This window comes from Anaerosalibacter sp. Marseille-P3206, assembly GCF_900155565.1.
Lineage (GTDB): Bacteria > Bacillota > Clostridia > Tissierellales > Sporanaerobacteraceae > FUHM01.
Window position 1 is genome coordinate 1,619,595 of sequence record NZ_FUHM01000002.1, and the last position, 18,153, is coordinate 1,637,747.

Sequence of the window (18,153 nt, forward strand, 5' to 3'; positions counted from 1 at the left end):
GTGTTTTACTTATGTGTATTAATATAATAGTCATATATTGCATTTAAAAGGCTTTCAAATTCTTTAGTAGTTAAAGGTTCACTGTTAAATGCTACATAGTTTACATTAAAGTTTTCTTCTATTAAGTCTACTGTGAATTGTATTATTAGATTTCCATAAACACCATTTTTTTTGACCATCCCATTAAATTCGACTACATGTGTATCTTCATTGGAGTAGAAATATTCCCAAGCGGGATTATAAAAGTAGTTGTCAAAGGCCTCTCGTATAGTTGGATATGAATGATTAGTGAAATGGCCATTTTGAACAAAATCTAAACATGTATTTTCATAATCTATTATACCTTCTACTGTGAAAAAAGAGGCTAATACTTTATCTTTAAGTCTATGTCCTCTTTGTGAGTATATATTGTCTTCGATTACTATAGTATACTGGGAATTGTAATCATAGTTTTTTAAAGGAGTAATAGTAATGTTTTGTTCATCAGAGCTTATTTTAGCATCTGTTGGGAATTTATTGCCATTAGAATCTAATATATATATATTATCTTCCAATGCATCTTTATTTAATTTCATGTTAAATTTAATATTCCATGCCTTATTAAGAGGAATATCATAAGAGGTTTTCCAAGTAATTATATTTTCAGGAGAAGCTTTTTTTATAGTAGAGCCAATTATAAAGTTGTCACCAATAGGATATGTTTGGACATTACTTGTTCTTACGTTATTCATAGTATAGTAATAAATTTCTTGTAGAGTTACATTACCATCATAGTTACCATCAGCTAGAAAATTGCCATTATATCCATTGCCCATTACAAAAGCTCTAGTGAATTCTCCTCCCCACCCCCAACTATCTGAAAAATTATATTCATAGGAATATTGATTTATTGAAGCTGCTGTAATAACTTTGTATTTACTATCTGTTAAGTAGCTTCGGCTTTTTATTTTTGTAAAGGCATCTAAAATAGATTGATTATAATTTTTTAGATAATCTTCTTCTGTATAGTTGTTTTCAGACATTGTTCCAAAGCTCTTATTTATGAATCCTCCTGAGTGACAACTATCTAATATCACTACAATTGTCCCAGGTATATTTCTTAGTTCTTTTTCTAATTCATGAACGCTTAAACCATATTCATCTACTCCTATTAAATAGGATGTATTATTTGAAATATCATATGCACCGTGGCCTGAATAGTATAGGTAGGAAACATCTCTTGGTTTAGCGTCTTTAAATGCTTCTCTAATACTATTTATTATCTCATCTTTTGTTAAATTTTGATTCTTTATTATACTAGTGAAAGGTGTATTGTTTGTTCCAAAGTAATTAAAAGTAAGAGCATTTTCAACTCTTATTAAGTCGTTTGATGGACCATTGAGGTTTTCAGAAGTTTGATAATTACTATTACCTATTAGTAAAGCTCTGTAGGTTGGAGTTTCAATTCCATAGCTTACAGTTGGTACAAAACTAAGTAATAAAACAAATGCTAATATTGTAATTATAGTATTTTTTTTAATCAAATTATCTCCCCCTTGTATAAATATGTTTGCAGAATAATGTTATATTTATATATTCGATAAATAAAAAAAAACTCCTTCTATAAAGTAGGAGTTTTAATATGTAAAGGCAAGCTATAAGCTTGCCTCAGTTGTAGACAGAACTGCTATTAGTCTAAAGGTTGAGTGCTATGTCAACCTTCAAATATATAATATAAAAATATTAAAAACAATTCAATGATATATATTTGGCTAATGTTCATAGATTTGTTATGGAGACTAAATAAAACCATGCTGCGACATAAGGTGAGACAGTAGGGAAGGTTTTTTTGTCGCAAAACTTACGGTACTTGGGCTTGACAAATCTTTAACCACCTAGTAAAATTTAACTGTCAATTTAATAGTTTAAAATAGGTTCTATTAATTTTTAATTTGTAGATTAAAAGGGAAGTTGGGTGAAAATCCCACACGGTCCCGCCGCTGTAATAGAGTAGTTTTTTCAATATGCCACTGGGAAACTGGGAAGGCTGAAAAAACAATGAGGCTTAAGTCAGAACACCTGCCTATTTTATATTACTATACTTTACGGACGATAAAGGGGGTAAATAAAATGGTTTATAGACATTCTCTATGAGCAATCCTTTGTTGTGTGTATTAAAGGATTGTTTTTTTATTAAATTTAATTAGGGGGAAATATGAAAATAGCAATTGGAATATGTGAAAAAATTAATGGTATATGTACAACTATGGGATGTTTCAGGGCTTATAATAATAAAGAAAAACATTTTTCCCAATATAAGAATATAGATACTGAAATTATGTCTTTCTTTACTTGTGATATTTGCTCTAAAAATACTAAGGAAAATATAATAAATATAGCAGAAAAATTAAAAGAAAATGGAGTTGATAAACTTCATCTAGGAGTTTGTATAGTTAAATGTGAAGCTAATAGATTAGACGAAATAAAGGAGATTTTTGAATCAAAGGGTATTCAGATTATCGAAGGTACTCATTAAAACACATAAGGAGAGGATAGCATGAAAAAGTTTTTAAGTTTGTTTTTAGCTATAATTATGATTTTTGGAGTTACTGGATGTAGTAAGGAATCTGATGTTAAGGAAAATGTTTCTACAGTTGCTCAAGAGTCTATGGAAGAGTCAGAAAATAATAATGAATCTCACTATCCAGTAACTATAAAGACGTATAATTATTCTGCTGAACCTGTGGAGATTACATTTGAAAAGTCACCAGAAAGGGTTTTGGCTGTATATCAAAATTCTATTGAAACATTATTAGCATTAGGATTGGAAGATAGAATTGTTGCTACAGCTGGATTAGATCATGAAGTAAAAGACGAATACAAAGAAGCTTTTGAAAAAGTTAAATATTATGAAAATAGACCTACAAAAGAGGAAGTTCTTGCAATGGAACCTGACTTTATACTAAGCTGGTATTCTCTATTTGGTGAAAAGAATTTAGGAGATGTTGATTTTTGGCATGAAAGAGGGATTAACACCTATATGGCACAGAATAGTGGTGTTGTACAACCTAATTCCTTAGAAAACGAATATGAAGATATTTTAAATATGGGTAAAATTTTTGATGTTGAAGATAAAGCAAATGAAATAGTTAACAACATGAAAGATGAAATAGAAAAAGCTAAAAATTTTGCAAAAGATAAAGATCCAGTAAAAACTGTTATCTTAGAAATTGGTGGAGATAATGTATTTAGAATCTATGGAGAAGATAGTATAGGAGGAAATGTAGCTACTCAGGTTGGTGCAGATTTAGTTGCAAGGCAAAATGGAAATATTGGTGGAGAAGATTTAGTAAAACTTAATCCTGATGTAATTTTCACTGTTTATTATGGTGATGAAATAGATAGGGATACAGCTTTAAAAGCTATTACAGAAAATCCTGCTCTTTCTAGTATAGCAGCTATAAAAAATGAAAGGGTACATCCTATAATGTTAAGCGAAGTTTATGCTAGTGGTATTAGAACTTTAGATGGAATAATAACTATTAGCAAAGGTTTATATCCAGACCTTTATGAGGAGTAGAATATGGAACAGAAGAGTTTAGATAAGGATATTCAACAGGGATTATTTAAGGGAACACCTATATATATAGGTGTTTCTATTATACTTTTAGTTGCATTAGTATTTTCAATATTAATATCTGTAGCTATGGGGTCTGTTGATATATCATTTAAAGACATTTATAGGATTATATTTTATAAGACATTTTCTATAGGAAACCCAGATACTCTTCCTAGCGATGCAATTATAGATATTGTTTGGTTTATAAGACTTCCAAGGATTATTTTAGCTACTTGTGTTGGTATGGGATTATCAATATCAGGATTAATAATGCAAGCAGTTGTTAAAAATCCTTTAGCTGATCCATATATTTTAGGTGTATCATCTGGGGCATATTTAGGGACAACTTTAGCTATTATGTTGGGAGTGGGCATATCCCTTGGGTCCAATTATGTTGGGATATGTGCTTTTATAGGAGCTTTTGCCATATCCATTCTTGTAATAACTATGGCGAATATAAATGGTAGGGCTAATTCTACAAAATTATTATTATCTGGTATGGCCCTTAGTACCTTATGCTCAGCTTTTTCTAGCTTTATAGTATATTTTTGCAAGAACAAAGAGAAAATCAGGAGCATTACTTATTGGCTAATGGGTAGTTTGGCAGGTGCTAAATGGGAAAGTATAAAATTCATATTTCCTATAATAATAATTTCCACCATATTTTTTATAACTCAATATAGAACTTTAAACTTAATGCTTCTTGGTGATGAAGTTTCTATTACATTAGGAAAAGATTTGCACACATATCGTCAAGTTTATTTACTTGTAACTTCTTTAATCATAGGTTTAATAGTGTATTCATCAGGAATTATAGGTTTTGTAGGGTTAATAATTCCACATATTGTAAGAATATTATTCGGAACCGATCATAAAAAGATTATACCAATTACGGCTTTAATAGGTTCTATATTTTTAATATGGGCAGATGTTTTATCACGAATAATAATACCAGGTAGTGAGTTACCAATAGGTATACTGATATCTATGATAGGTACTCCAATTTTCATATATTTAATGATAAATAAATCATATGGTTTTGGAGGTGGAAGGTGATGGAAGTTTGCTCTGAGGAATTAGTTGTTTTTTTAGGTGGAAAACAAATACTAAAGGATTTAAGTATCAATATCTCTAATAATGAATTTGTAGGAATAATTGGTCCTAACGGTAGTGGTAAAAGTACATTGTTAAGATGTCTATATCGTACATTAAAACCTAAAAAAGGTACTATATTTATAGATAATAAAGATATAGAGGATCTTTCATTAAAAGAAACTGCAAAAAAGATCGCAGTAGTTTCTCAGCATAATGAATTAGATTTTGATTTTTCAGTATTGGATATGGTTTTAATAGGAAGATCTCCTCATAAAAGATTTTTAGAAAGGGACAACCATAAGGATTATAGAATAGCTTTAAGTTCTTTGGAAAAGGTAGGAATGGAGGATTTTGCACATAGAGATTATAATAGTTTATCTGGTGGAGAAAAACAAAGAGTAATTTTGGCAAGAGCATTAGCTCAAGATACTGAATGTTTGATTCTAGATGAACCTACAAATCACCTAGATATAAAATATCAACTTCAGTTTATGTCTATTGCAAAAAGTCTAAATATTACGGTTATATCAGCTATTCATGATTTAAATATAGCTGTACTATATTGCGATAAAATATATGCAATGAAAGATGGGCAAATTGTAGATTATGGTGTTCCAAAGGAAGTATTAACTAAAAAATTAATAAAGGAACTATATGATGTTGATTCAGAAATAATTTTGAACAAGGAAAACAAGATTATGAGTATAGCTTTTAAACCATTTCATATTTAAACTATTTTCTATGGTTAAGGATATAATTTGAGTTGTATCTGAATTGTTGTTTACTTTAGAATTTGATATAATTTGTTCTAGAGGTGATGGCATGAAGTTTTTTAAACCAACAAATAAACTTAAGGAGTTATTATTATTACAACATATAGAAATGAACCCGGATACAACTCAAAAAGAAATTGCAAAAATAATTGATGGAGCTCCATCTATGGTTAATGTATATATTAACAAATTGGAAGATGCAAACTATTTAAAAAGAGAATATAAATCTGCTAAGATAGTTTATTATAGAATTACTGAAGAAGGGAAAAGGATGAAGGATCAATTACAAAATGATTATGATAAAGAACTATTAGAATTATATCAACTGTGTAGAAAAAATCTATAATGATAAAGGGGACAGTGAACCTGTCCCCTTGTCCTTTTTAGTACTTTTAGAGTGCGTTCATCCTGTACTTCTTTTCTGAATATAGCTAAATCATCTTTAGGATTTAAATTACCTTGTTTTTTTCTAAGCATAGTTAATAATATAGTAGCTAGTGAATATATATCAGATGCCTTATCTGGATTTTCATTAGATAGTATTCTAGGGGATTTAAAATAGGAACAGTCGGTATTGTCATCTATATAGCAGTTTTTTTCTAATTTTACTGTTGCTAAATCTTTAAGCTTCAATTTATAGTGTCCATTGTTTTTTATGAGCAATATATTATTTATATTCAATTCACCATAGTTTAGCCCTTTTAGATGAAGATAATTTATAGCTTTACATATTTCTACAAAAATATCTATAATATCAAAAAAGTCCATATTTTCTATGTATTCTAATAATTCCATAGATTTTTTGATATATTCATAAGTATAATAATATTGTTCTTCTGTTACTTCCTTATTATCAATGTTAGATATTCTGTTGAAATAATAATTTTTAACTATATTATCACTGTTGATATTTATGAAGCTTAGAAATTCACTTGAATAAAAATCTATCAGTGAACTAGGCATAAATTCATAATTTAATACATTTAATTGCATTTTCTTATTTTCATCCCACATATCTAGAACTAGGTAGGTAGAAAATATATTATTTTGTGTTAGATTTTTAATAATTCTATACCTATTATTAATTAACTCCATAAAATCACCCCTTAGATGATATAATTTTCTTTTATTACATTATATACAAATATGTGCTATAAAAGCAATACAATTGACAAAGTATCAGTGGCGATATTTACTAACTCAGTAACTTACTTCCTAGCACTAATTTTTATTTGTGGTATAATATTTTGGTAGTAATCAGAACAAATATATTAGGAGGGATTGCATGTTTAATTCTAAAAAACAAACACATATCAAGTTAACTAGTTTACTTATTGCACTAGTATTAGTGCTATCAACAGCTAGTTTTGCTTTTGCTGATGAGGCAAAGACAACTGCAAAAGCAGAAAGTTATTTGGACAAAAGGTCAGCATTAGTATTTTTATCAGATTTCGGTCTAAAAGATGGAGCTGTATCTGCAATGAAAGGTGTTGCTTTTAAAACAGATCCTGAGCTAAAGATGTTTGATATAACTCATGATATTCCAAGTTTTGATATTTGGGAAGGTGCTTATAGATTCAAACAAACTTGTAGCTTTTGGCCAGAAGGAACAGTTTTTGTAGGAGTAGTTGACCCAGGTGTTGGTACAGACAGAAATTCTGTTGTACTAAAAACTAAAAATGGATACTACTTTGTAGGACCAGATAACGGACTTTTTGGTTTAGTTGCAGAAGATATGGGAATTGAAGAAGTAAGAAAAATTGATGAAAAGAAAAATAGACTTGAAGGTTCTGAAAAATCCTATACTTTCCACGGAAGAGATATTTTTGCATATGTAGGAGCAAGACTTGCTTCAGGTCAAATCAAATTTGAAGATGTAGGACCTAAGCTTAAAAAAGAAATAGTAAAGATGCCTTACCAAAAGGCAACTATTAAGAATAAAACTGTTATGGGTAATATTCCAGTATTAGATATCCAATATGGAAACATTTGGTCCAATATCCCAGATGAAATGTTTGAAAAGTTAAATGTTAAGGCTGGAGATATGTTTAGAGTTGAAATATTAGAAGGCGATAAGGTGGTATACAAAGGAGATATGCCATTTGCTGATAGCTTTGGAGATGTAGAATTAGGCAAACCATTGCTATACTATAATAGCTTGTTGAATGTTTCAGCTGCTATTAATATGGGTAGTTTTGCAGAAGAACATGGAGTAAGTTCAGGTGCAGAATGGACTATTAAGATAACAAAAATAGGGAAATAATAATTATTTGAACAGACTAATCTAAATGAGGTTAGTCTGTTTTTTTCTTGAAAGGAGTTTTTATTGACTGTAAATATAATGTATAATAATATTAATTAGTTTATTTTACTTATAGAAAATGTTTACTATCACTTAACACATGGGTTAATACTAAAGGGAGGTTGGGAGATGGCTGATTTTAAAGATTTGGACAATCTAGAGGTTTTACAACTTAATAGATTAGATAGTAGGGCATATTTTATGTCTTTTGATGACATAGATTCTGCCGTTACTTTTGAAAGGGGAAGGGCAAAGAGGTTTAAACTTCTCAATGGAATGTGGAAGTTTTACTATTCTAATACTCCAGAAGAGTCTCCAGAGGGTTTCTATGAAAAAAGTTTTGATGTGAGTAATTGGGATGATATCAGGGTTCCTGGGAATTGGCAGTTACAGGGATATGGTTATCCTCATTATACAGATTTGATATATCCATTTCCAGTTGATCCGCCTAGGGTTCCATCAGAAAATCCTACTGCTTGTTATAGAAGAAATTTCTATATACCTGAGGATTGGAGTGGTCTTCAAGTGTTACTTAGATTTGAAGGAGTAGATAGTGGATTTCATCTTTGGGTTAATGGAAAGGAAGTTGGTTATAGTCAAGGAAGTAGAATGCCTTCAGAGTTTGATATTACTTCATACATAAAAACTGGAAAGAATACTTTGGCTGTAAGAGTATATCAATGGACTGATGGCAGTTATTTAGAAGACCAGGATATGTGGTGGTTAAGTGGCATATTTAGAGATGTGGCTCTAATTGCTAGAAACAGAGTTCATATTGAGGACTTTTTTATAAAGACTAAGCTTGATGAGAATTATGAAGATGGTGTATTGAGTATAGAGACTGTTATAGCAAATATTGATTCTAAAGCTGAAGGAGATTACAAAATAGAATATATACTACTAGATGAGGATTTCTCAAAAGTAGGAGAAAAAATAATTGGCAAGCCTCAAAATATAATTAATGTAGAGATACCTGTTAATGGACCCAATAAATGGTCAGCAGAAAATCCATATCTATATAATCTTCTTCAAGTTCTTAAAGATGCTAATGATAATATTTTAGAAGTTGTACCTTCAAAGGTAGGGTTTAGAACTGTGAAAGTGAAAGATGGGAATTTCCTTGTGAATGGCGTACCTATAATGTTGAAGGGTGTTAATCGTCATGAAGTACATCCTGACTTAGGTAGGGCTGTACCTTTCCATGCTATGGAAGAAGATGTAATACTAATGAAAAGGCATAATATAAATGCTGTTCGTACTTCTCATTATCCAAACCATCCAAGGTTCTATGAACTTTGTGATAGATATGGGTTATATGTCATAGATGAAGCTGATTTAGAATGTCATGGATTTGAGTTATTAGGAGATATTAGTCAGTTAAGTGGGGATCCAAAGTGGGAGAAGGCTTATGTTGATAGAATAGAGAGAATGGTTGAAAGAGATAAAAATCATCCTTCTATCATAATGTGGTCATTGGGCAATGAATCTGGTTTTGGTTCAAATTTCAAGTCTATGACTGAGTGGTGCCACAAGAGAGATGATACTAGATTAGTCCATTATGAGGGGGATTTTGAAGTAGAAGTAGCTGATGTGGTTAGTACTATGTATTCTTCTCATGAGAAGATGGAGGAACATGGGAAGAAGGATATGGATAAGCCTCATATTCTCTGTGAATATGCTCATGCTATGGGAAATGGCCCAGGTGGACTTAAGGAATATTGGGATATTTTCTATAAGTATAAGAGGCTTCAAGGTGGATTTGTGTGGGAATGGGTTGATCATGGTATTAGAAGATATACGGAAGATGGAAGAGAATACTTTGCCTATGGTGGAGATTTTGGAGATGAGCCTAATAATGCTAACTTCTGCTGTGATGGGTTATTGAGACCGGATAGGATTCCTACCCCAGGGCTAAAGCAATACAAGAAGATAATTGAACCTGTAAAGGTAAAAGAAGTTAATTTGAGTAAAGGTCAAGTAGAGATAAAAAATATATATGATTTTATATCATTAGATCATTTGAATTTACATTGGAATATTTCAGGAGACGGTAAAACACTTCAAAGTGGAATACTTGATATGCCATATATTGAAGCTGGTAGTAGTGAGATTGTAACAATACCTTTTGATCTTAATAAAAAATATGAATTGAATACAGATTTGTGGCTTAATATTCAATTTGATTTGGCTGTAGATACTGATTGGGCTAATAAGGGGCATGTGATTGCTTGGGAACAGTTTAAATTGCCATATAGTTCATCTAAAAAGTCTATTTTAGCTAAACAATACATGCATAGTTTAAATGTTGAAGAAGACTGTAAGTTTATTAATATAGAAGGATATAATTTTAGATTAATATTTAATAAGATTAAAGGTCAAATTTGTAATTGGAATTATGAAGGGGTAGATATTTTGAAGGAAGGTCCTAAGTTAAATCTTTGGAGGGCTCCTATAGACAATGATATGTATGTAGTCAAAGAATGGAGAAGGAAGGGAATCCATCAAATACAACATAGGATTGATAATGTGGAAACAAATATAGATGGCAAACAGGTAACAGTGACTATAAAAGATTTTGTTTCTCCACCAAATGGTGATTGGGCTGTGGAATGCGAATATAAATACAATGTATATGGTAGTGGAGATGTAGATATGTCTATAAAGGGAAATCCAAAGGGAAAACTTCCAGAATCTTTCCCAAAGATTGGGCTACAGATGAAATTGCCTATTGATATGTCAAGGGTAAAATGGTATGGAAGAGGACCAGGGGAATCCTATATTGATAGTAATGAAGCCAGTCCATTTGGGATATATTGTAGTTCTGTAGATGAGCTATATACTCCATATTCATATCCACAAGATAATGGAAACAGATCTGATGTGCAATGGGTTTCCTTAGCTGATGAGAGAGAAACAGGATTTGTAGTAATTGCTGAAGATATGCTAAATTTCAGTGCTCATTATTATACTACAGAGGATTTAGAAAGTGCTAAGCATCTATCGGATCTTAATAAGAGGGATTTTATTACATTAAATATTGATTATAAAAATCATGGACTAGGAAGTAATAGCTGTGGGCCTGTACCATTACCACAACATAGTCTTAAACCTAATAATTTTGTATTTAATATTAGATGGAAACCTTTTTGTGAGGAGTAATATAAATTATAGGAGGTTTTATAAAAATTCTATGAAGGACAATATTAGATATCAATTTAAGAATATTATAGATGTAACAGGTGTCCCAAGTAAAGCAGAACCTGATGATGATTATGAGATAAATCCATTTTCTGATATGGGGGCATGGCATGCTTACCATCTTCCAAGAATAGATGACAAAGATTATTATGGAGGGTTTACAGGGCCACTATATATTGCACAAGAATATGGAGTATGGCTAAGTAAATGTTTTAATCGTATAGCAATATATAATGCTTGCAATGGGGAAGAGTTTAAATTAGTTGATTGTAAAAATGCTGATTTGGCCTACTATCCAGGGCTATTGGTGCAGGAATATGATATGGAAGATTTTATTTTAAGGCTTGAGCTTAGATTTGTTACTAATAGAACAGCAATTGTTACTACAAAGATTAAGAGTCAAATTAAAGAGAAATTGAACTTAAAGCTTAATTGGGATGGAGAACTTTTAAAGTACTGTAATGACTATGAAAATGAAATTCTAGATTTAAGATTAGAAGTTTCTACAAATGGAGTAAAAGTTAAATTTCCAAATATAAATTGGCCATATAATGCTTTTACTTCAAGTGAAATGGAATATGAAGTTAGATATCCATTTGAAGTAAAGACTAATGTTAGTGGTGATAGATATTTAATTGAAACAGATACTATAAGCATTAAGGCGGGAAGAGAATATGTTTTAAATACGACAAATACTTATACATTTACTAAAGATGAAAAAGATAAAGAAAATGAAAAAATAATAGATATATTTAAGAATACAACAAAATATATTGAGGATAACAATTCAAGATGGGAAGAATATCTTTCAAAGGGTTTAAAGGGAGTAAATGAAGAATATGAAAAACTTATTGTTAAATCAATAGAAACCTTAATAACTAATTGGAGAAGTCCAGCAGGAGCAATAAAAAGACATGGTATTACTCCATCTATGTCTTATAAATGGTTCAATGGTATGTGGGCATGGGATTCATGGAAACAAGCTGTGGCAATTGTAAGTTTTGCCCCAGAGCTTGCGAAGGATAATATTAGAGCAATTTTTGATTATCAGAAAGAAGATGGAATGATTATAGATGCTATATTCTATAACAAGAATGGCTACAATTACCCTGGAGAAAAGGGTGGAAACTGGAATGAAAGAAATTCAAAACCTCCACTTGCTACATGGGCTGTATGGAAGGTTTATGAGTCAACAAATGACAAATTATTTCTTGAAGAGATGTATCCAAAACTTGTTAAATACCATGATTGGTGGTATGTTTATAGAGATAATGACAAGAACGGAATAGCTGAATATGGGGCTTGTATAGATGCTTTAAATGATGATGTAGATCAAATAATACTTGCTGCTGCTTGGGAAAGTGGGATGGATAATGCTGTTAGATTTGATAAGGACTATGGAGTAGAAGTGTTAGAAAATATAGATGATAATGGAAAAATTATTGGATACTCAATCAATCAAGAGTCGGTGGATTTGAATTCGTATCTATATGCTGAAAAGAAATACTTGGCAAAGATTGCAAAGGAATTAGATAAGTCTGATGATATTGATAAATATGAAAAAGAAGCTCAATATGTGAGAGAATTTATAAGAAAGAATATGTTTGATGAGGAAACAGGATTTTTTTATGATATAGATATTCATACTAAAAATCCACTGGTTGAAAGAGGAAAAGGAGTTGAGGGCTTTATTCCTCTATGGGCGGAGGCTTTATCAGAGGAACAAGCAAAAAAACTGAAAGATATTTCAATCGATGAGATGAAATTCAACACTAAAGTACCTTTTCCCACTGCATCGGTGGACAATCCAAGATATGCACCAAATAAATATTGGAGGGGTCCGGTGTGGCTTGATCAAGCATATTTTGCCATTGAAGGCTTAAGTAATTATGGCTATAAAGATGAAGCTTATACATTAGCAAAAAAAATATTAGAAAATACTGAAGGAAGTATGGTTGAAGGTGAAGTCATTCGAGAAAATTATAATCCAGAAAGTGGACAAGGACTTAATTGTACAAATTTTAGTTGGTCTGCAGGGATGATGTATTTATTGTGTAGAGAGTATTTTGTATAGATATAAAAATGCTACTATAATGATGTGGCAAAGAAAGCAGGGGTGTTAAAATGGATATAGCTAATTTTAAAGATAGATTTTGCAAGCTTTATGGTGATGGAGAGGTGAGGACATTTTTCTCTCCAAGTAGAGTCAATTTAATTGGAGAACATATTGACTATAATGGAGGATATGTATTACCATGTGCTCTTGAAATGGGTACTTTTGGCTGTGTTAGAGGGAGAAGTGATAGAAAAATAAGACTTGCTTCAGAGAATTTTGATTTAAAAGTAGAAGTAAATATTGATGAACTAGAGTATGAGGTTGATCATGGTTGGACTAATTATCCAAAGGGAGTTATTTATTATATGAAGGAAAGTGGCTACAAGGTTTCGGGAATGGATATTTTGGTGTATGGAAATATTCCCAATGGAGCTGGACTTTCATCTTCTGCTTCTTTGGAATTATTAGTAGCTGAGATGATTAACAATTTATTTAATGATGGAGATATATCTAAATTAGAACTAGTGAAGATTTCTCAAAGGGCTGAAAATGATTTTGTAGGTGTAAAGTGTGGAATAATGGATCAATTTGCTGTAGCCATGGGAAGAGTGTATAAAGCTATGCTCTTAGATTGTGATAGCCTTAAATATAGATATATAAATATGAATATCAAAGATTATAAATTAGTAATAATGAATACCAAAAAAAGAAGAGAGTTAAATGATTCTAAGTATAATGAGAGAAGAGATGAGTGTGAAAAGGCATTAAGCATTATTAATAAATATAAGTATATTGATAATCTTTGTCAACTTTCTTTGGACGGATATTTAGAAGTCGAAAAATATATAGATGAAGAGTATATCAGAAACAGAGCTCGACATGTAATTTGTGAAAATCAAAGAGTTTTAAAGGCTTGTGAAGCTTTGGAAAATGAAGATATATTTCAATTGGGACAACTTTTTATTGAGTCTCATAATTCATTGAGGGATTTATATGAAGTGACAGGGATGGAATTAGATACTATAGTACAAGCAGCAATTGCACAAAAGGGTTGCATAGGTGCAAGGATGACCGGAGCAGGTTTTGGAGGATGTGCCATAGCACTTGTTGAGAAAAAAAGTGTAGATAATTTTATAAATAGAGTTGGGGAAATATATAATAGAAAAATTGGGTATAAAGCTGAGTTTTATTTAACTGGGATAGGTGATGGAACTAGGGAAATTTAGTTGCTCCTTTGCCAATTTTGTGACTTTTTCCTTATTGACAATAATATACATCGATAGTAGATTGTCATTATAGAGGATAAAAGGTAAAAAAGGGGTGGCAATGTGAACAAGAAGGAGATTTCTGTAATATCTTGTCATGAGAATCAAGTTTTAGCTGAGAATGTTTTTGATGATGAAGGAGTTTTAATAGCCATTAAAAATACAATACTGACTAGTTATGTTATTGAAAAGATAAGACTTTTTAAAGTAAAAAAGATATGGATTTATGATGATACTGATGTTATAAAGGAAGTTGATTCTTACGAAGAACATATAGAAGAATTCAAAAAACAATATATAAAAGATACACTGTTTATTAAAAAGGCTATTATGGAACTTTCAAAAGGAGAGAGACTGAATATTAATACTGTAAAAAACGTAACATCTTCTCTTTATAATGAAGTAATGGATAGTCATAGTGCGGTTAGATACATAAGTAGGCTTAAGGATTATAATGAATATACTTATTATCATAGTATGAATGTTGGTATTTATGCTACTCTTTTGGGAAAGTGGATGGGACTAGAAAAGGATGATTTAAAAGAATTGACAATGGCAGGAGTACTTCATGATATTGGAAAGGCAAAAATACCAAATGAAATATTGGATAAAAGGGGCAAATTGACAAGAGAAGAATGTGCTATAGTGAAGGAACACCCCTTTTATGGTTATTTAATGATTAGAGATGATGAAAATATAGGGGAAAATGTAAAGAAAACTGTACTTATGCATCATGAAAAGGAAAATGGTACGGGGTATCCACAGGGTTTGAAGGGAGATAAGATAAATACTTATGCAAAGATTGTAGCTGTAGCAGATTTTTATGATGCTCTCACTTCAAATAGACCTTATAGAAATAAAGTTTCTCCATTTGAAGCTATAGATATATTTATCAAAACAGGTATAGACGCCTATGATGTAGGTGTATCTATGACTTTCTTTAAAAATATTGTCAATTGTTATATAGGCGAAAAAGCTCAGATAAGTGATGGGAGAATTGGAGAAATATTATATGTGCCCCCATATGATTTAACTAATCCTATAGTTGAAATTGAAGATGAAATATATGACTTATCTAGACATGATGAGATAGAAATTGTTTGTTTGATTTAGTGTTTTTAAATGCAAAAAAACTTATAAACGCAAGAAAATTTATTGCGATTAAGGACTTTTTTCTTGTTTTATCGACAAATCATTCAAGACATTTAGCATGAACAACATTATTTGACAGTAGATTTTCAAACTGTAATACTTTATAATACTTGATAAGATTTAAAAAATTATAAATTTCTATAAATTTAATATAATTGGAACGATTATTGCAAATATAAAGACCGTTAGTGTATTCACAATGTTTTTATTTATTCAAATGAAGAAAAGGAGGTGAAAATTGGTTTATCAAGTTTTTGTAAGTGGCAATACTAAATATACTAAATTTATGGGGGTTTTAAAATGGATGGCAAGATGAAGAAAAAGTTTTCAGCAGGTGATTATTTAAAATTTATAGTACCTTCAATCATAGGAATTTTACTTTTTATGGTTCCTTTTAAATATGAAGGGGAAACTACAATTGTAGTTGCATTATTAGCATCAAAGCTAACAGGAGCTATTGCAGATATTTTACCAACTATTCTTTTAATATTAGTAACTTTTACTGGAGTTATGACTGTGATTTACAAGCTTTTCAAGCCTTCATTTATTGAAAAAAATGAATTTTTTAAAGGTGTATTTAATGTCAATACTTTTTGGACATTGACAAGGGTAGTTGGAGTTGTACTTTGCTTTTTAGTATATTTTAAAGTTGGACCAGAATGGATTTGGGGTGAAGATACTGGTGGACTTATACTAAATGATTTAATGCTTACATTATTCTCAATGTTTATATTTGCAGGATTTTTATTACCATTTTTAACTGATTTTGGACTATTAGAATTTATAGGTGCATTGTTTACACCTATTATGAGACCAGTATTCGGATTACCAGGTCGTTCATCTATAGATTGTATTGCATCTTGGGTTGGTGACGGAACTATCGGAGTTGCATTAACTAATAAACAATATGAAGAAGGATATTATACAGCAAAAGAAGCATCTGTTATTTCAACTGCATTTTCAGCTGTATCGATTACTTTCTGTTTAGTAATATTATCTCAAGTAGGATTAGCGCCATTATTTGGAAAATACTATTTGACAGTAATTTTATCAGGTATAGTAGCAGCTATTATACTTCCAAAGATTCCACCACTATCTAAAAAACCTGATACTTATTATACAGGAGAAAAGAGAGATATTGGAGAAAACGCTCCAGAAGGATTTACAAATGCTCAATGGGGAACTTATTTAGCAGTAAAAAAAGCAGAAGAAAGTGGAAGTGTTAAGAACTTAGTAATAAATGGTACACATACTGTACTTGACATGTGGATGGGAGTAATGCCAGTAATAATGGCATTTGGTACTATAGCACTTATTGTTGCTGAAACTACACCATTATTCAAATGGTTAGGGGTTCCATTTATTCCAATTCTAAAATTATTCCGTATTCCATATGCTGTAGAAGCATCACAAACTATGATTGTTGGTTTTGCAGATATGTTCTTACCATCAGTTATAGGTGCTAGTATACCTAGTGAAATGACACGTTTTGTTATTGCGGCTGTTTCAGTAACACAACTTGTTTATTTATCAGAAGTAGGTGCAGTAATATTGGGATCAAAGATTCCTATTAATTTTAAAGATTTATTCATCATATTCTTAGAAAGAACACTTATTACATTACCAATAATATCTTTAGTAGCACATATAATATTTTAGGGAGTGGTTTTAAATGCCTATTAAATACGAAGACGTACTAAATGCAAGAAATAGAATAGATAAGTATATTTATCATACACCACTAGATAAGTCCATGTATTTAAGTGATGAGGATACAAATATATACCTGAAATTAGAGTGTCAACAGGGAATGAAATGTGCCAAGCTTAGAGGGGCATTGAGTAAACTTACTAGTTTAAGCAAAGAGGAAATAGAAAGAGGAATTGTAGCTATATCCTCAGGAAATCATGGAGCTGCAGTAAGCTATGCTACTCATTTACTAGGCATTAAAAATGTAACTATATATGTACCTGCAACTACTCCAAAGAGTAAGGTTGAGAAGATTAAATACTATGGTGCAAACGTTGTAGGGGTTGGAGAAAACTATGATGAAGCTCATGAAATTGGACTAGAACGTATTAAAGATAGTGGAAGTGTATTTATAGATCCATGTTCAGATCCAGTTGTATTAGCTGGTCAAGGAACTATAGCATTGGAAATATTTGAACAACAAGCTCAAATAGACACAATACTTGTGCCAATAGGTGGGGGCGGAATCCTTACAGGAATAAGTGTTGCTGCAAAACATATAAATCCAAATGTAAAAATCATTGGACTTCAAACAGCGGCATGTCCTGCAATGGTACAATCCTTAAAGGATAAAGTATTTTATGAAATGTTCCCTACAGGAGCTTCAATATGTGATGCATTAGTTGGAGGAGTAGGCGAAATCCCTTACAATATGGCAGAAAGATGTATTGATGATATTTGGGTAATAGAAGAAGAAGATATTGCAGAGGCTGTTTCATTTTTAGCTAAAAAGGAAAAGGTTATAAGTGAGCCAGCAGGAGCGATTGGAGTTGCAGCTGTTCGTAAAAATCATTCAAAGCTTAAAGGGAGAAATGCAGCTGTTGTTATAACAGGTGGCAATATTGATGAAAGCTTGATGGTTAAATTGTTAAATCAATATTAATATATTAGATTACTTATTTGAAGGGTCTTTGTAAAAAATATCAATATCTTTTACAAAGACCCTTTCAAATTATACCATTTTA

Annotated in this window: 14 protein-coding genes and 1 riboswitch; of the genes, 12 read left to right on the forward strand and 2 right to left on the reverse strand. The window is 31.0% G+C overall.

Annotation, left to right across the window (positions count from 1 at the left end):
• Window positions 1-5: 5 nt before the first annotated feature.
• On the reverse strand, window positions 6-1,523 hold the full coding sequence (locus BQ9840_RS09065; protein WP_159436134.1) for a caspase family protein: 1,518 nt from the start codon (window positions 1,521-1,523) through the stop codon (window positions 6-8).
• A gap of 371 nt (window positions 1,524-1,894) precedes the next feature.
• A riboswitch (cobalamin riboswitch) is annotated at window positions 1,895-2,081 on the forward strand.
• A gap of 113 nt (window positions 2,082-2,194) precedes the next feature.
• Here BQ9840_RS09065 and BQ9840_RS09070 point away from each other — a divergent pair.
• The 5 genes from BQ9840_RS09070 to BQ9840_RS09090 all read left to right on the forward strand — a co-directional run bounded on the left by BQ9840_RS09070 (window position 2,195) and on the right by BQ9840_RS09090 (window position 5,812).
• Window positions 2,195-2,515, forward strand: coding sequence for a CGGC domain-containing protein (locus BQ9840_RS09070; protein WP_077369482.1), 321 nt, complete (start codon window positions 2,195-2,197; stop codon window positions 2,513-2,515).
• Between the two features lie 21 nt (window positions 2,516-2,536).
• The gene (locus tag BQ9840_RS09075) at window positions 2,537-3,559 is read left to right on the forward strand and encodes an ABC transporter substrate-binding protein (protein ID WP_077369483.1); all 1,023 of its coding nucleotides are present in this window, start codon (window positions 2,537-2,539) and stop codon (window positions 3,557-3,559) included.
• Window positions 3,560-3,562: 3 nt separating this feature from the next.
• A complete protein-coding gene (locus BQ9840_RS09080; RefSeq protein ID WP_200804908.1) occupies window positions 3,563-4,654 on the forward strand; it encodes a FecCD family ABC transporter permease in 1,092 nt (363 codons plus the stop codon).
• A complete protein-coding gene (locus BQ9840_RS09085) occupies window positions 4,654-5,424 on the forward strand; it encodes an ABC transporter ATP-binding protein (protein ID WP_077369484.1) in 771 nt (256 codons plus the stop codon). Before BQ9840_RS09080 ends, BQ9840_RS09085 begins: the two co-directional genes overlap by 1 nt.
• Before the next feature lie 91 nt (window positions 5,425-5,515).
• Entirely contained in the window at window positions 5,516-5,812 is a 297-nt protein-coding gene (locus BQ9840_RS09090) for a MarR family winged helix-turn-helix transcriptional regulator (RefSeq protein ID WP_077369485.1), read from the forward strand.
• Here the strand turns inward: BQ9840_RS09090 and BQ9840_RS09095 are convergent.
• Window positions 5,788-6,561, reverse strand: a complete 774-nt coding sequence (locus BQ9840_RS09095; RefSeq protein ID WP_077369486.1) for a protein kinase domain-containing protein — start codon at window positions 6,559-6,561, stop codon at window positions 5,788-5,790. The two genes, BQ9840_RS09090 and BQ9840_RS09095, sit on opposite strands and share 25 nt — an antisense overlap.
• A 190-nt stretch (window positions 6,562-6,751) precedes the next feature.
• On the opposite strand from BQ9840_RS09095, the gene BQ9840_RS09100 reads away from it, so the two are divergent.
• The 7 genes from BQ9840_RS09100 to BQ9840_RS09130 all read left to right on the forward strand — a co-directional run bounded on the left by BQ9840_RS09100 (window position 6,752) and on the right by BQ9840_RS09130 (window position 18,071).
• On the forward strand, window positions 6,752-7,729 hold the full coding sequence (locus tag BQ9840_RS09100; RefSeq protein ID WP_097677477.1) for an SAM hydrolase/SAM-dependent halogenase family protein: 978 nt from the start codon (window positions 6,752-6,754) through the stop codon (window positions 7,727-7,729).
• 168 nt (window positions 7,730-7,897) lie between these two features.
• Window positions 7,898-10,927 carry a beta-galactosidase subunit alpha gene (gene ebgA / locus BQ9840_RS09105; protein ID WP_077369487.1) on the forward strand — a complete coding sequence of 1,010 codons (3,030 nt, stop codon included), beginning with the start codon at window positions 7,898-7,900 and terminating at the stop codon, window positions 10,925-10,927.
• Window positions 10,928-10,958: 31 nt separating this feature from the next.
• Window positions 10,959-13,040, forward strand: coding sequence for an MGH1-like glycoside hydrolase domain-containing protein (locus BQ9840_RS09110; protein ID WP_077369488.1), 2,082 nt, complete (start codon window positions 10,959-10,961; stop codon window positions 13,038-13,040).
• A 50-nt stretch (window positions 13,041-13,090) separates the two neighbouring features.
• A complete protein-coding gene (locus tag BQ9840_RS09115; protein ID WP_077369489.1) occupies window positions 13,091-14,248 on the forward strand; it encodes a galactokinase in 1,158 nt (385 codons plus the stop codon).
• Window positions 14,249-14,350: 102 nt separating this feature from the next.
• Entirely contained in the window at window positions 14,351-15,400 is a 1,050-nt protein-coding gene (locus tag BQ9840_RS09120) for an HD-GYP domain-containing protein (protein WP_077369490.1), read from the forward strand.
• A 339-nt stretch (window positions 15,401-15,739) separates the two neighbouring features.
• Window positions 15,740-17,098: a YjiH family protein gene (locus tag BQ9840_RS09125; protein ID WP_077369491.1), complete on the forward strand. Its 1,359-nt coding sequence runs from the start codon at window positions 15,740-15,742 to the stop codon at window positions 17,096-17,098.
• 13 nt (window positions 17,099-17,111) lie between these two features.
• Window positions 17,112-18,071 (forward strand): threonine ammonia-lyase, encoded by a 960-nt coding sequence (locus BQ9840_RS09130; protein WP_077369492.1) that lies wholly within the window; start codon window positions 17,112-17,114, stop codon window positions 18,069-18,071.
• Window positions 18,072-18,153: the final 82 nt, after the last annotated feature.